Raw genomic sequence first — 14,732 nt, 5'->3', positions numbered from 1 at the left:
CGGCCGCCCCACCTCGTGCGGAACCGGTCATGGGCCGTCGTGGATACGGCCCGTGCGGGACGTCAGGCGCTCACCGCTGCCGCCCCAGCGGGTGGCGACGATCTCCGCCGCGATGGAGACCGCCGTCTCCTCCGGCGTACGGGCCCCCAGGTCGAGGCCGATCGGCGAGGACAGCCGGGACAGCTCGGGCTCGCCCAGGCCCGCCTCACGGAGCCGGGCGAGACGGTCCTCGTGGGTGCGGCGGGAGCCCATGGCGCCGACGTAGGCGAGCGGCAGGCGCAGTGCGACCTCCAGCAGCGGCACGTCGAACTTCGGGTCGTGGGTGAGGACGCACACCACGGTCCGCTCGTCCACCCGGCCCGCCTCGGCCTCGGCGCGCAGATAGCGGTGCGGCCAGTCGGTGACGACCTCGGCGGCGTCCGGGAAGCGGCGCGCGGTGGCGAACACCGGGCGGGCGTCGCAGACGGTGACGCGGTAGCCGAGGAAGCGGCCCATCCGCACGGCCGCGGCGGCGAAGTCGATCGCACCGAAGACGATCATGCGGGGCGGTGCGGCGTGCGCCGAGACGAAGAGGGTGAGGTCGTCGCCGCGGGTGCGACCGTCGTAGCCGCAGCGCAGCGTGCCCGACCGGCCCTCGGCGAGCATCCCCCGGGCGGCCTCGACGGCGGCGCGGTCGAGCAGGTCGGTGCCGAGCGAGCCCTCCGTCCGGTCCGCGCGTACGACGAGTCTGCGGCCCAGCCGGCCCGCCGGGTCCTGGCCCGTGTCCGCTTCGCCGCGGGTGCCTGCGGGTGCCGCAGCGGCCACGCACGTGACGACGGCCACCGGCTCGCCGTCGCGCACGGAGGCGGCCACCGCGTCGAGGCCGGGGAAGGCCGCGGGGTCGATCCGCTCCAAGTACACGTCCAGCACGCCGCCGCAGGTCAGGCCGACCGCGAAGGCATCCTCGTCGCTGACGCCGTACCGCTGCAGGACCGGCGTCCCGCTCGCGATCACCTCCTGGCCCAGGTCGTAGACCGCGCCCTCGACGCAACCGCCCGAGACGCTGCCCACGACCGTGCCGTCAGGGCCGACCAGCATCCGGGCACCCGGCGGTTGGGGCGACGAGTGCCAGGTCTCCACCACGGTCGCGCACGCGAACGGCGCGCCGGCGCGCCACCAGCGCTCCATCTCCTCCATCACCACACCGCTCATGGGCGACAGATGCTCCCTTCCGCCCGCAACTCCCGGGTCCCAGAGTCCGAACCGGCTCTCCCACGCGGGTAAGAGCTTGATAGGTTCGAATGTATGACCCTCTCACATTCCTCTTCGAGCAGCGACGTGGTCCTGCGCGTCAACGGCAGGCGTCACGAGTTGACCGTGGACAACCGCTCGACCCTGCTGGACACGCTGCGCGAGCACCTCGGCCTGACCGGTACGAAGAAGGGGTGCGACCACGGTCAGTGCGGGGCCTGCACGGTGCTGGTCGACGGGGAGCGTGCCAACAGTTGTCTGATGCTGACCGTTGCCGCAGGTGAGCGGGACATCGTCTCCATCGAGGGCGTCGCCGACCTGCCCGCCGCCGCGGACGCGGGGGCCCGGCTCCACCCGGTGCAGGAGGCGTTCCTCGCGTACGACGGCCTGCAGTGCGGTTACTGCACCCCCGGGCAGATCTGTTCGGCCGTCGGCGCCCTGGGCGAGGCCGAGCGGGGCTGGCCGAGCGTGGTGACGCAGGACACCGCGGCGGGTGTCGGCGGCGCCGCCGAGCTGGACGCCGCGGAGGTGCGGGAGCGGATGAGCGGCAACCTGTGCCGCTGCGGCGCGTACGGGGGCATCGTCGGGGCCGTCCTCGAAGCGGCCGGCGCCACCGCGGGCACCGCCGTGACCCCGGACGGAGAGTCCCGATGAAGGAGTTCTCCTACGTACGCGCGGCCGACACCGCCCAGGCGCAGGCCCTGGTCGCCGAGCGCCCCGACGCCGTCTACCTCGGCGGCGGCACCAACCTCGTCGACCTGATGAAGCTGGGCGTCGCGGAGCCCGACCTGGTCGTGGACGTCTCCCGCCTCCCGTTGGACGGTGTGGAGCACCGCGCCGACGGCTCCGTCCTGATCGGTGCCACCGCGCGCAACAGCGTCCTCGCGGGCGACGAGGGCATCCGCGAGCGCTTCCCCGCCCTCGCGCAGGCCCTGCTCGCGGGTGCCTCCGGGCAGCTCCGCTCCCAGGCCACCATCGGCGGCAACCTCCTCCAGCGTACCCGCTGCGGCTACTTCCAGGACGTCACCAAGCCCTGCAACAAGCGTGAGCCGGGCTCCGGCTGCCCCGCCCTCGAAGGCGCCCACCGCGAACTGGCCGTCCTCGGCACCTCCGACCACTGCGTGGCCGGCCACCCCTCCGACATGGCCGTCGCGATGGTCGCACTGGACGCCGTCGCGCACCTGCGCTCGCCCGGCGGAACCACCAGGACGGTGCCCGTCGACCAGTTGTACGTGCCGCCCGGGGACACCCCCCACCGGGAGACCGTGCTGGAGCGCGGCGAGCTGATCACCGCCGTCGAGCTGCCGCCGCCGCCCGCCGGGGCCGTGATGCGCTACCGCAAGGTGCGCGACCGCTGGTCGTACGCCTTCGCCCTGGTCAGCGTCGCCGCGGTGGTGGACGTCGAGCCGGACGGCTCGCTCGCCGAAGTGCGCATAGCACTCGGCGGTGTCGGGACCCGGCCCTGGCGCGCCCGTGCCGCGGAGGCGGCACTGCGCGGCGCCGAGCCCACCGACTCGGCACTGCGGGCCGCGGCCGGGGCCGAGTTCGCCGCGGCGCGCCCGCTGCCCGGCAACGCGTTCAAGGTGGACCTGGCCACCGACCTCATCCGCGCCGTCGTGCGCGACCTGGCCGACCAGGCCACAAGGAAGGACCGCTGATGAGCACGAGCACCCTCACCCAGTCCCTCGGCGCCCCGGTCACCCGCCTCGACGGGCACGCCAAGGTCACCGGTGCGGCCCAGTACGCGTACGAGTACCCCGTGGAGGGGGTCGTCTACGTCTTCCCGGCCGTCTCGACGATCGCCCGTGGCCGCGTCACCGCGGTGGACGCGGCGGCGGTGCTCTCCCGCCCGGGTGTGCTCGCGGTGCTCGACCACACCAACGCACCCAGGCTCAAGCCCGGCGTCGACGCCGACCTGATGGTCCTGCAGTCCCCCGAGGTGTCCTACCGCGGCCAGATCGTCGCGGGTGTCGTCGCCACCTCCCTGGAGGCGGCCCGCCGGGCCGCCGAGGCGCTGCCGATCTCCTACGAGCAGGAACCGCACGACGTGCTCCTGCGCGACGACGACACCGTCTACACGCCGGAGACGGTCAACGGCATGCTCCCCGCCACCTTCGAGGTCGGCGACCCGGACACGGCACTGGCCGCCGCCGACGTCCTCGTGGACGCCCGCTACACCACGCCGGCCGAGCACGCGATGCCGATGGAGCCGCACGCGACCCTCGCGGTCTGGGACGAGGAGCGGCTGACGCTGTACGACTCCAACCAGGGCCCCTTCGCGTACGGTCAGTTGATCGCAGCGCTGTTCGGCATCGACGCCTCGGCCGTGGAGGTCGTCGCCGAGTACGTGGGCGGCGGCTTCGGGTCCAAGGTCCTGCCGCGGCCCTCCGCCGTGCTGGCCGTCCAGGCGGCCCGGGTGGTCCAGCGCCCGGTGAAGATCGCGATGACCCGTCAGCAGATGTTCTCGCTCGTCACCTACCGGACGCCGACCATCCAGCGGGTCCGCCTGGGCGCCGACCGGGAGGGCAGGCTCACGGTCGTCGTGCACGACTCGCTCAGCCAGTCGTCGCGCCTGAAGGAGTACACGGAGAACAGCACGGCGGACGCGAAGCTGCTGTACGCCGCGCCGAACATCCGCACCGTCTCCCGGCTCTCCCGTCTCGACGTGCCCACCCCCGGCTTCTTCCGCGCACCGGGCCGCACCCCCGGCACGTTCGCGCTGGAGTCGGCCATGGACGAGCTGGCGTACGAGCTGGGCATCGACCCCGTCGAACTGCGCCTGCGCAACGAGCCCACCGTCGACCCCGGCACCGGTCTCGAGTTCAGCAGCCGCAACCTGGCGGCCTGCCTGCGCGAGGGCGCCGCCCGCTTCGGCTGGCAGCACCGCGACCGGGCACCGCGCAGCCGCCGCGACGGCCGCTGGCTGGTGGGCACCGGTATGGCCTCCGCCACTCATCCGGTCTACATCCGGGCCTCCACGGCCGTGGCCCGCGCGGAGGCGGACGGCACGTTCGTGGTCCGTGTCGGCGCGACCGACATCGGCACCGGCGCGCGCACCGCGATGGCGCAGGTGGCCGCCGACGCGCTGGGCGTTCCGCTGGAGCGGCTGCGCCTGGAGATCGGCCGTGCCTCGCTCGGTATGGCGGCCCTCGCCGGCGGTTCCATGGGCACCGCGTCGTGGAGCTGGGCCGTGGACAAGGCCTGCCGTGCGCTCGTCGACAAGCTCGGCGCGTACGCGGGTGCCGTCCCCGAGGGCGGCCTTGAGGCGCGAGCCGACACCGCCGAGGACCTGGAGAAGCAGGAGGCCCTCTCCCGGCACGCGTACGGTGCGCAGTTCGTGCAACTGCGCGTGGACACCGACACCGGTGAGATCCGGGTCGACCGGATGCTCGGCGTCTTCACGGCCGGCCGCATCCTCAACCCCAGAACGGCACGCTCGCAGCTCGTCGGCGCCATGACGATGGGCCTGTCGATGGCGCTGCTGGAGATCGGCGAACCCGACCCGCTCTTCGGCGACGTGGTCAACCACGATCTCGCCGGGTACCACTACGCCGCCAACGCGGACGTGCCCGCGATCGAGGCGCACTGGCTGGAGGAGCGGGACGACCGGCTCAACCCGGTCGGCGGCAAGGGCATCGGCGAACTGGGCATCGTGGGCACGGCGGCGGCCGTCACCAATGCCTTCCACCACGCCACCGGCGTCCGCGTCCGCGATCTGCCGCTGCGGATAGAGAGCGCACGCCAGGCGCTGCGGCGCGCACCTGGCGAGAACGCCTCCGCCCTCGTGCGCTGAGGGCGGGCGGATGCCGGCCACCGGGGCCGCCGGCGGCCCCTACCATCACGGCGATCTGCCCGCGGCCCTGATCAGGGCCACGCTGGAGATCGTCGCCGAGTGCGGCGTGCACGGCTTCTCGGTGGCCGAGGCCGCACGCCGTACGCAGGTCAGCCCCGCCGCGCCCTACCGGCACTTCCCGGACCGCAGCGCACTGCTTGCGGCCGCCGCCCTCACCATCGCCCGCGAGCTCCATGCCACCTGTGAGGAGGCGGTCGCCGCCGCCGACCGGCCCGAGGACCGGCTCGCCGCCTTCGTCAGCTCCTACGTCCGGTCGGCGGCCCGCCACCGCAGTTGTTTCGCCCTGCTGATGGACGCCGACCTGCGCACCTGCCACCCCGAGCTGAAGGAGAGCACCCGCGCCCTGATCGACCTCCAACTCCCCAGTGCCCTCGCGCTCGCCGAGCCTCAGACGGCCGTCGCCCTGCTGGAGGCACTGCGCTGCCTGGCCCGGGGCTATGCGGCCCTCCTGCTGGACGGCGTGTTCGGCGCGCCCCCGAGCGTCTGCGACTCCGTCGCAGCCCGGGCCACCCGCGCGGCCCGCAACCTGGCCTCCGGGTACGTCACCTGAGGGGGTGGGGGCAGGTGCGCCGCCGCTGCCCGGGCCGTGCGGCCGCCGCGTCCCCCGGTGGACACCCGTGCGTGCACGAGGGAGCGGCGCGGAGGGCGGCCCATGCCGACTCGCACCGTCCCAGGGTGGCGCTTACTGCCCGTCGGGTGCCAGCAGACGGGTGACGGTGCGCACCTCGTCGACGGTGTCCAGGGCCTCGACGGCGCGGGCGAGTGCGTGGGCGCGTGCCGCGGGGACGGTACCGCGGGCGTTGGCGCGGAACTTGTCCTCGATCTCGGTGGCCGTCGCGGGCACGCGGGGGTGCCCGCGGAAGCCTGCCTGGTAGCGGCCGAGCGACGTGCCGTCGTGCAGGTCGATGTCGACGGCGGCGCTGAAGGCGGGGTCGCCTTCGGGGATCGCCATCGCGTACGGCTCCACCAGGTCGCCGACGGAGAGGATGCCGGGGTCGGTCCAGCGGGCCGGGTCGAGGTAGTCGGCGGGGGCGTTGCCGCCGGTGGCGAACTGCAGGCCGATCCCGAAGGCGAGGCTGAACTGCGCGGAGATCGCGTCGGTGGGCCGGGTGATCGAGGCGCCGTGGCCCACGGCGAAGTCGACGAGCCCGACCCGGATCCTCCTGATGTCGGCGGCCCTGACGCCGTGCTCCTCGCGCAGGTGGCGGACGGCGTCCAGAGGTGCGTGGACGGTGCCGACGGCGGGATAGAAGCGGAAGATGGTGTCGAGCACGTGCCAGCGCTGCCAGGCCGCCTCCGGGATGCCGGCGTCGCTGCCGCCGAACAGCCGGAAGACTCCCCTGGAGCCCTCGAAGACCGTCGAGGGGCCGGTGAGCCCGTACCGGGCCAGCTCCGCTGCCTCCAGGCCCGAGCGTGCCGCGGAGCCCGAGTGCAGACGCTTCACCTCGCCGCCGCTGCGGTCGTACTCCATGGTGCCGCCCGCGTCGCTGGCGGCGATCCCGAAGGCGTTGACCAGTTCCGCGGTGTCAAGTCCGAGGAGCACGCCGGCCGCCGCCGCGGCGCCGAAGACGCCGAGCACCTTGGAACCGTGCCAGCCCGTGGTGATCATGCCGGTGGTGGCCGCGCCGAGCAGTGCCATGACCTGGATGCCGGCGGCGACGGCCGTGATGAGCCGGCGGCCCGACGCGCCGTCGCGTTCCGCGAGGGCGAGCGCGGCGGGGACGACGGCGGAAGCGGTGTGCCAGCCCAGCGCGTGCGCGTCGTCGTACTCGCAACTGTGCCCGAGGGCGCCGTTGGCCCAGGCCGCCCGGGAAGCGGTGGTACGCGCCCCGCTGTGCGTCAGGGTCGCCTCCGGCGTCCCGCCCTGCCGCTCGGCGAGGCGGAGCACCGGCCGGACGTTCGGCAGGCGCGCACCGAGCAGTTGCACTCCGAGCTGGTCGAGGATCACCAGCTTGGTGCGCTCGACCACCTCCGCGGGCAGGTCGTCGAAGCGTACGGCGGTGACGCGTTCCGCGATGCGCTCCGCGACGGTCCGGGCGGCCTGCTCGGGTACGGCGGGGCCGGTGAAGTCGCTCATGTGGGTCTTCTTCCGGGTCGGATCGGTGGAGGGGTGCCGGGTCGTCGACCGCCCCGGGGCGCGGCCGACGACCCGGCCCGGCTCCGTCAGTTGCTGTAGGTGCCGACGACGCGGGCCTGCTCGACGATGTGGTCGTCGATGCGGGCAAGGAGTTCGGCACGACCGAGCCCGGCGGGCAGCGCCAGGTCGGCGTCGAGGGCGTAGAGCTCGAAGTAGTAGAAGTGGTCCCCGTGACCGGGCGGTGGGGCCGGCGGCACGTAGCCGTCGCCACCCGCCGTGTTCACCCCCGCGGTCGCCGGTGTGGCGTCGGTCAGCTCGGTGGCGTCGGCCGGGATGTTGTAGAGCACGCGGTGCGTGAACCCGTGGGTCAGCGGTGCGTCGGGATCGTGCACGACGAGCGCGAAGGACGCGGTGCCCTGCGGGGCGCCGGTCCACGCCAGCGGGGGAGCCACCGGGTCGTCGCCGGCCGCGTAGCGGTCCGGGATGCGCCGACCGTGCTGGAACGCGCTGCTGGTGAGCGTGAGGTTGCCGAGATGGATCTTCATCGTGGCGCCTTTCCCTGGTGATGTGTGCGCGGAGGGGCCGTGCGGAGCCGGGGGCCGCGAGGGGCCGGCGGCGTGCACGGGTGCGGCGGGTGCCGAGTGGCCCGCGAGGTAGCCGCCGTCGACGGTGAGTACGGTTCCGGACACGAAGCGCGCGCCCTCGTCGACGAGGTAGAGCACGGCGTGTGCGACGTCCTCGGCCCGTCCCACCCGGGGCACGCCCGCAGGGGCGGCCGCCTCCCCCGCGGGCGGCGGCACGACGGCCCGGCTCATGTCGGTGTCGACGAGTCCCGGCGCGACGGCGTTGACGCGGATGCCGTCGGACGCCAGCTCCAGAGCCGCGCTACGAGTGAAGTTGGCGTTGGCCGCCTTGCTCGCCGCGTACAGGGACATGCCCGGTGTGCCCTCCAGGCCGCCCGCCGACGACACGACGACGATCGCACCGCCGCCGGCCCGGCGCATCGCGGGAACCACGGCACGGGTCCCGAGGAACGGTCCGAGCATGTTGACGTCGAACGCCAGGCGGTACTGCTCCTCCGTCGCCTCCTCGATGGAGGCGGCGACCATGGCACCGGCGTTGTGGACGAGGATGCCGGGCGGCCCGAACAGGTCCTGGCAGGCGCGTACCGCGGCGTCCCACCGGCTGCTGGAGCGCACGTCCAGGTGGAAGAAGGCCGCCCGGCGCGCCCCGAGGTCGCGTGCCAGCCGCTCACCCTGCTGGTCGCGGACATCCGCGATCAGCACCCGGGCGCCCTCGTCGACCAGCAGGCGCGTGGTGGCGCTGCCGATGCCGCGGCTCCCGCCGGTGACGATGGCGACGTGCCCGGCCAGCCGCCCGCCGCCCCTCACGCTCCGGCCCCGGCGGCGGCACGGGCGTCGGGTGTCTGCTTCTTCTCGTGCTTCTTCATGGGGGCGGTTCCTCTTCTCCGGATGGCGGCCGGGGGTCCGGTCCCGGGCGCCGGGGCTCCCGCAATTCATCAGGCCACCTGACGACTACATTATCAGGCTGCCTGACGAAATGCTAAGATCTCCTCATGACCGCACCCGACCTGGACCCCACTCGGACCGCAGTCGCGCTGAGCACGGCACTGGCCCGGCTCCGCTCCCGGCTGCGGCAGGAGGGCGGGACCTTCGAGACCGGGATGACGATCACCCAGTTGTCCGCGCTGCAGCGGCTGATCGACCACGGCCCCATGTCGGGCGCCGCGCTCGCCGCGTCGGAGCACCTGCGCCCGCAGTCGATGTGGGAGGTCGTCGCCGCGCTGGGGAAGGAGGGCCTGGTCAGTCGCGGCCCCGATCCCACCGACGGGCGCAAGCTGCTGGTGGCCGCCACCGACCGCGGCCGTGCGGTGGTGGAGCGGGTCCTCACCTCCCGCGAGGCGTGGCTGACCCGCGCGGTGGAGGCCGTGACGGACGAGCGCGAGCACCGCGTCCTCCTCGAAGCCGCCGTCCTCATGAAACGGCTCGCGGAGTACGCGCCGGAGCCGGACCGCGGCTGAATCGGCTCCATCCGCCCGGCGCCCCGGCTGCTCCCGGGGCAAAGGTCCTCCCGGGGAGGCGCGGCCGTCCCAGCGCCCGGGCCGGGCATGGGGGTGCCGCCCGGGCGGGGCGTCGGGGGTTCGGCGCCGGGGAGGCCAGGTGGGCGGAGCCAGGGCCCTCGTCGGGGGAGCGGCGCGGGCCTGCCGGCGGCGCGCGCGTCGAGCGACTTCTTCGAGCGTGTCACCGTCCTCGACCGCGACACGCTGCCGCCCGGCGTCCTGGCCCCCCGGCGATGCGCCGTGCGGCTTCAGTCCGGTGTACGGGCAGGGCATGACCGCCGCCGTGGAGGCCGCACCGCTCCGGGGACCTCCTCGCCGAGGAGGGTGAACGGGATCTGCCGCAGCGCTTCTTCGCCGCGGACGCCGAGGCGGTCGACAGTTCGCGGGAGCTCGCGGCCGGAGGCGACCACCGGTTCCCGGGGCCGCAGGCCGCCGCCCGGCCCTCGGCGGGCCCGCGGGCCGCCACCTCGACCGCTACCGCGCCGCATTCACCGTCGACCCCGTGCTGGGCACCCGTTTCCTGTGCGTCGCGCACCTGGTGGAGCCGCCCTCCGGCCCCATGGCGCCCGGCGTGGTCCTGCGGGTCCTTAGGGCGTCGCGCAGTCCTGCGCCGTGACCCCAGCCCGCGCGGCCCGGCGCGGTACCGCGGGAGGCGGCGGGGCACTTGTATGATGGGCTTGTATAACAACTCGCCTGTCGAGTCCGCCATCTCCCGAGGAGTCCGGATGCCGTCGCACAGTGCCTCTGCCACGGGTGGCCAACACCTGGGTGACCAACAGCTCAGGGCCCTGCCGAAGGTGTCCCTGCACGAACACCTCGACGGCTGTCTGCGCCCCGCCACCCTCATCGAACTCAGCACCGCCCTGGGTGCCCCGCTGCCCTCCCACGACCCCGACGACCTGCGTGCCCACCTCGTGCGCCGGTCCCACTCCGGATCCCTCATGACATACCTGCGGTCGTTCGCCCTCACATCGGCCGTCATGCAGTCGGCGGCGAACCTGGCGCGGATCGCCCGCGAGTACGTCGAGGACCTGGTGGCGGACGGTGTCGTCCACGGCGAAGTGCGCTGGGCTCCCGAGAAGTCGACCCAGGGCGGCCTCACGCTCGACCAGGCCGTGGACGCGGTGCGCAGGGGCCTGGCGGAGGGCGTCGAAGAGGCCCGCGGCCGCGGCCACCGGATCCAGGTCCACCAGATCATCACCGCGATGCGGGACGGCGGCCGGGCCCTGGAGGTCGCGGAACTGGCCCTGCGTCACCACGGCGACGGCGTGGTCGGCTTCGACCTCGCCGGTCCCGAAGTGGACCACCCCACCAGCCTCTACCGGGACGCGGTGGAGCTGGTGGCCCGCCGGTACCTGCCGACGACCATCCACGCGGGCGAGGCCGACGGTCTGCGCAGCATAGAGTCGGCTCTCCTCGACGGGCGCGCCCTGCGCCTCGGCCACGGCGTCCGCATCGCCGAGGACATCGACGGGCAGGGCCGCATCGGAGCCCTGGGCCGCTGGGTGCGGGACCGCTCGATCGTGCTGGAGACGAGCCCCACGTCCAACCTGCACACCGGGGTCTTCGCGGCCTGGGGGCAGGACATGCGCTCCCACCCCTTCGACCTGCTGTACAGGGCGGGCTTCTGCGTCACCGTCAACACCGACAACCGCCTCATGAGCGACACCACGCTCACCGACGAACTCCAACGCCTGCACCTCGCCTTCGGCTACACGCTCGACGACCTGGAGAGGTTCCAGCTCACGGCCGCGCGCGGCGCGTTCGCGGACGTCGCCGAGCGCGAGAGCCTCGTCAGGGTGCTCAGCGCGGGGTTCGACCAGGCCAGGAGCCGACCCGCCGCGACCGGGCACCTGTAGAGTCGGCGGCGGGCAGGGCCGGTGGCGCGACGCCCCACGTCCTGTCCGCCCCTTCCCGGCCCTTCCCGGCCCCTCACCGCTGCACAGGGACGATGCCACGTGGCCGACCGCCGCTCCTTCCTCTCCGAGGCGCTTCCCCAGGACCCCGGCGTACCGCTGCGGGTACGGGTGCACAGCCGCATCCTGGACGCCATCCGCTCCGGTGTGCTGCCGCCGGCGTCCATGATCCCGACGGAGACGGAACTCGGGCAGCTCATGGGCGTCAGCCGTACCGTCGTCCGCGAGGCCCTGATGCTCCTGGAGGAGGACGGCTTCCTCGCCGCCCGCCGGGGCGTGGGCCGCTTCGTGGCCGAGACCCTCCCGGCGAGGGGGCTCGAACACCTCAGACCGCTGGAGGAACTCCTCGGCACGCCGGCGTCGCCGGTCGTGCTCGACCGCAGTGAGGTGACGCTCCAGCGCGCCTCCTCCACGTTCGTCACCGAAGGGCTCGGCGTGGGGCCGGGCGACTCGACGTGGTTCTTCGAGACGGTCCTGTCCCGCGACGGGGAGCCGGTCGCACTCAGCCAGGAGCACTTCCCGACCGCTGGGGCGATCGGCGCGCAGGACAGCGAGACGATCGCCGCCGCCATGCGGGAGGCAGGCAGCGGCAGCCTGCTCGCACTCCTGCTGCGGAGGTACGGTGCACGGATGGGTCCCGGCACCGTCCGCCTCACGGCGGGTGTGCCCGGCGAGTCACGTGCGGCCCTGCTCGGCGTCCCGGCCGGCGAGCCGGTCCTGATCGCGACCCAGACGGCGGCGCTGAAGGGCGCGCCGTGCTATCTCGCCAAGCACCTCGTCCTCGGGCGGGCGGGTTACCTGTCCGTCCTCCAGAGCGCTTAGGGGCGGCCCGGTGCCCAGCGGAGAGCCCGCGGGGTCCGTCCGCCGCATGGCCCGTACACCGCCGCGTCCCGCGGGCGGGGCCGGCCTCCCGTCCGCCGGGTCCGGCTCAGCGGCCGGTCGGCGCAGCCGGGTCCGCGGCGAAGCCGTGCAGCAGGGGCGCGAGCCGGTCGGCCATCAGGCGGTAGCCGGCCGCGGAGGGGTGGAGCCCGTCGGTGAGCAGGTGCGAGTCGCTCGGGCCGAGCGCGTCGCGGCCGTCGACGAGGTGCAGGTGCATGTCGCCGGCCTCCCGCAGGGCTGCCGCGGTCCCGGCGACGACGTCCCTGACGTCGGCCAGGGTCAGACCGGCTGAGTTGACCTGGTGTTCCCGGTCGGGTGCCGTGATCGGGCCGAGCAGGACGAGGGGCACATCGGGGTGGCCGTCGCGCACGGTGGCCACGAAACCGGCCAGGGCGGGGCCGAGGGTGCGGCGGGTGAAGGACGCCTTGCCGTGGATGTTGACCCCCGCGCAGATGCTGATCAGGTCGGCGGGGGTGTCCCGGATGAACCGGGCGACCTGCGGATCCAGATGGCATTCACGGGCGAAGCCCAGATTGCGAAGCTGCCAGCCGTGGCGGGCGGCGACGAGGGCCGGCCAGGTGGCCGAGGGGCCCTCGGCGCCGGTGCAGTGGGTGATGGAACTGCCGTAGGTGGTCCAGCGGGGGCCGCCCGGCGCCGCTTCGAGCGTCGTCGCGCCCTCCAGCCGCAGCCGGTGCAGCCGGGTGGAGCCGTACTGCGGAAGCCACACGGTGATCCTCTTGGCGCCCGGCGCCAGCCCGGTCACCGCGAGCGTGCCCGAGCCCTCGACGGTGACGCGTGCGCTCAGCACGCCGTCCACGACGATGTCGAAGGGGGCGGGGGCCCGGCGCGTCCCGGCGGGCACCTCCACCCGTACCTGCCAGGCAAGGCCGGTGGCGTCCGTGACGAAGTCGGCGCGCACGCCCGAGGCCATCAGCGCGGCGGCCGTGAGCCCCGGAGGGCTGAGCGGCGCACCGGGCGGCAGCCGGCACGGCAGCCATGCGCCGTCCTCGGCCACCAACTCGGCGTGGCCGGCGAGACCGAGCCGTGGATCGTCCGGTGTGAGCGGTTCCATGTCCTGACCGTCCGTGTGGTGTGTGGATCTCGGAGTTCCGGCTCGGCCGACGCGGTCTCACGGCCGGCCTGGTGCGGGCGGCCGCCACCGGAGCGCTCGCCGCCGGACGGGTGCCGCCGGACGGGTGCCGCCCGGCCGCCGCGCCCGGCCGCCACGCCCGGCGGATGCGGGCCGCCGCGGCGGCAGGGGGCCCGCCCGCGGTCCGCTGCCCCTGGGGTGTGCGTTCAGGCTGCTTCCGGTCCCTGTGCCAGCTCCTCCGCAAGGCGTGCCATCCCCCAGCGGAGGTCGGCCTCCGCCACGACGAGGGGAGGGGCGAGCCTGAGTGTCCGCCCGTGGGCGTCCTTGGACAGCACACCGCGGCGCAGCAGCCCCTCGCAGACATCGCGGCCGGTGCGTTCGCGCAGGTCGATCCCCGCCCACAGGCCGAGCGAACGGACCGCGGCCACGGCGCCCCCGGGCAGTTCGGACAGCAGGCCGGCGAAGACCGCGCCGAGTTCCGTGGCCCGCTGCTGCACGCTCCCGTCGCGCAGCCGGCGCACCACGGCGGTGCCCACCGCGCACGCCAGCGGGTTGCCGCCGAAGGTGCTGCCGTGCTCGCCGGGCCGGAAAACGCCGAGGACGTCCGCGCGGGAGACCACGGCGGAGACCGGCACGATGCCACCGCCCAGCGCCTTGCCGAGGACGTAGACGTCGGGCACCACGTCCTCGTGGTCGCAGGCGAAGGTGCGGCCGGTGCGACCGAGTCCGGACTGGATCTCGTCGGCGATCATGAGCACATTGCGCTCCGTGCACAACTGCCTGATCTGCCGCAGGTATCCGGGCGGCGGCAGGATGACGCCGCCCTCTCCCTGGACGGGCTCGACCAGCACGGCCACGGTGTCCTCGTCCACCGCCGCCCGCGCCGCCGCGATGTCGCCGAACGGGACCCGGACGAACCCGGGGGTGAACGGGCCGTAGTCGGCGGTGGCGTCGGGGTCGTCCGAGAAGCTGACGATGGTCAGGGTGCGGCCGTGGAAGTTGCCGCCCATCACGACGATCTTCGCGCGGCCGTCGGGGACGCCCTTGACCCGGTAGCCCCACTTGCGGGCCGTCTTGACGGCGGTCTCCACCGCCTCCGCCCCGGTGTTCATGGGGAGCACCATCTCCATGCCCGCCAGCTCGGCGAGTTCGGCGCAGAACGTGGCAAGACCGTCGTGGTGGAAGGCCCGGCTCGTGAGCGTGAGCCGGTCGAGCTGGGCATGGGCCACGCCGAGCAGGTCCTTGTCACCGTGGCCGAAGTTGAGGGCGCTGTAGCCGGAGAGCATGTCCAGCAGGCGCCGGCCCTCCACATCGGTGACCCACGCCCCCTCGCCCCGGGTGATCACCACGGGCAGCGGATGGTAGTTGTGGGCGACGCTCGCGTCGGCGCGCGTGATCTCGTCATGGGTCAGGGACATGCGGCGGGCCCTCCGGTCAGCAGCGGTGACGTGGATGTGGACGGGGCGGCGGTGCCGCGGCGGCCGCCCGGGCCGGGCCTCGGCGGGGGCACCGCCGCCGGGGCAGCCGCGGCCGGGGCGTGCAACGGATCCGCCTCAGCGCGGCGCGACGGCATCGGAGCGGGCAGGGCGCCCTGCCCGCTCCGATGC

12 protein-coding genes are annotated in these 14,732 nt (G+C 74.3%); 7 read left to right on the top strand and 5 right to left on the bottom strand.

Translation table 11 applies throughout. The features are described from left to right. Positions 1-27 precede the first annotated feature (27 nt). Entirely contained in the window at positions 28-1,191 is a 1,164-nt protein-coding gene (locus IE313_RS27455; protein ID WP_189936883.1) for an XdhC family protein, read from the bottom strand. A 93-nt stretch (positions 1,192-1,284) separates the two neighbouring features. On the opposite strand from IE313_RS27455, the gene IE313_RS27450 reads away from it, so the two are divergent. From IE313_RS27450 to IE313_RS27435, 4 genes are read left to right on the top strand one after another with little or no spacing between them, the layout of a single operon-like run. Beyond that, positions 1,285-1,884, top strand: a complete 600-nt coding sequence (locus IE313_RS27450) for a 2Fe-2S iron-sulfur cluster-binding protein (protein WP_189936882.1) — start codon at positions 1,285-1,287, stop codon at positions 1,882-1,884. Then, on the top strand, positions 1,881-2,888 hold the full coding sequence (locus IE313_RS27445; protein ID WP_189936880.1) for an FAD binding domain-containing protein: 1,008 nt from the start codon (positions 1,881-1,883) through the stop codon (positions 2,886-2,888). Before IE313_RS27450 ends, IE313_RS27445 begins: the two co-directional genes overlap by 4 nt. Further along, positions 2,888-5,023: a xanthine dehydrogenase family protein molybdopterin-binding subunit gene (locus tag IE313_RS27440; protein WP_189936878.1), complete on the top strand. Its 2,136-nt coding sequence runs from the start codon at positions 2,888-2,890 to the stop codon at positions 5,021-5,023. Before IE313_RS27445 ends, IE313_RS27440 begins: the two co-directional genes overlap by 1 nt. A 10-nt stretch (positions 5,024-5,033) precedes the next feature. Further along, positions 5,034-5,633 (top strand): TetR/AcrR family transcriptional regulator, encoded by a 600-nt coding sequence (locus tag IE313_RS27435; RefSeq protein ID WP_189936876.1) that lies wholly within the window; start codon positions 5,034-5,036, stop codon positions 5,631-5,633. 132 nt (positions 5,634-5,765) lie between these two features. On the opposite strand, the gene IE313_RS27430 is transcribed toward IE313_RS27435, so the two are convergent. Both IE313_RS27430 and IE313_RS27425 read right to left on the bottom strand, forming a co-directional pair. Beyond that, positions 5,766-7,160 (bottom strand): MmgE/PrpD family protein, encoded by a 1,395-nt coding sequence (locus IE313_RS27430; protein ID WP_189936874.1) that lies wholly within the window; start codon positions 7,158-7,160, stop codon positions 5,766-5,768. 86 nt (positions 7,161-7,246) lie between these two features. Further along, entirely contained in the window at positions 7,247-8,551 is a 1,305-nt protein-coding gene (locus tag IE313_RS27425; protein ID WP_189936872.1) for a glucose 1-dehydrogenase, read from the bottom strand. Positions 8,552-8,736: 185 nt separating this feature from the next. Here IE313_RS27425 and IE313_RS27420 point away from each other — a divergent pair, with 185 nt between their 5' ends. From IE313_RS27420 to IE313_RS27410, 3 genes are all read left to right on the top strand, one after another. Further along, on the top strand, positions 8,737-9,201 hold the full coding sequence (locus tag IE313_RS27420) for a MarR family winged helix-turn-helix transcriptional regulator (protein WP_189936870.1): 465 nt from the start codon (positions 8,737-8,739) through the stop codon (positions 9,199-9,201). A 764-nt stretch (positions 9,202-9,965) separates the two neighbouring features. Further along, positions 9,966-11,099 carry an adenosine deaminase gene (locus IE313_RS27415; protein WP_189936868.1) on the top strand — a complete coding sequence of 378 codons (1,134 nt, stop codon included), beginning with the start codon at positions 9,966-9,968 and terminating at the stop codon, positions 11,097-11,099. 99 nt (positions 11,100-11,198) lie between these two features. Next, positions 11,199-11,978, top strand: a complete 780-nt coding sequence (locus IE313_RS27410) for a GntR family transcriptional regulator (RefSeq protein ID WP_229924999.1) — start codon at positions 11,199-11,201, stop codon at positions 11,976-11,978. A 106-nt stretch (positions 11,979-12,084) separates the two neighbouring features. Here IE313_RS27410 and IE313_RS27405 read toward each other — a convergent pair whose 3' ends face one another. Both IE313_RS27405 and rocD read right to left on the bottom strand, forming a co-directional pair. Continuing rightward, positions 12,085-13,107, bottom strand: coding sequence for a GDSL-type esterase/lipase family protein (locus IE313_RS27405; protein WP_189936867.1), 1,023 nt, complete (start codon positions 13,105-13,107; stop codon positions 12,085-12,087). 224 nt (positions 13,108-13,331) lie between these two features. Continuing rightward, positions 13,332-14,543 carry an ornithine--oxo-acid transaminase gene (gene rocD, locus IE313_RS27400; RefSeq protein ID WP_189936864.1) on the bottom strand — a complete coding sequence of 404 codons (1,212 nt, stop codon included), beginning with the start codon at positions 14,541-14,543 and terminating at the stop codon, positions 13,332-13,334. Positions 14,544-14,732 lie beyond the last annotated feature (189 nt).

The sequence above is a fragment of the Streptomyces sulfonofaciens genome (assembly GCF_014656295.1).
In the GTDB taxonomy this organism is placed as follows: domain Bacteria; phylum Actinomycetota; class Actinomycetes; order Streptomycetales; family Streptomycetaceae; genus Streptomyces; species Streptomyces sulfonofaciens.
Note: the sequence above shows the minus strand (reverse complement) of the source record. Positions and strands in the feature narration are given on the sequence as shown.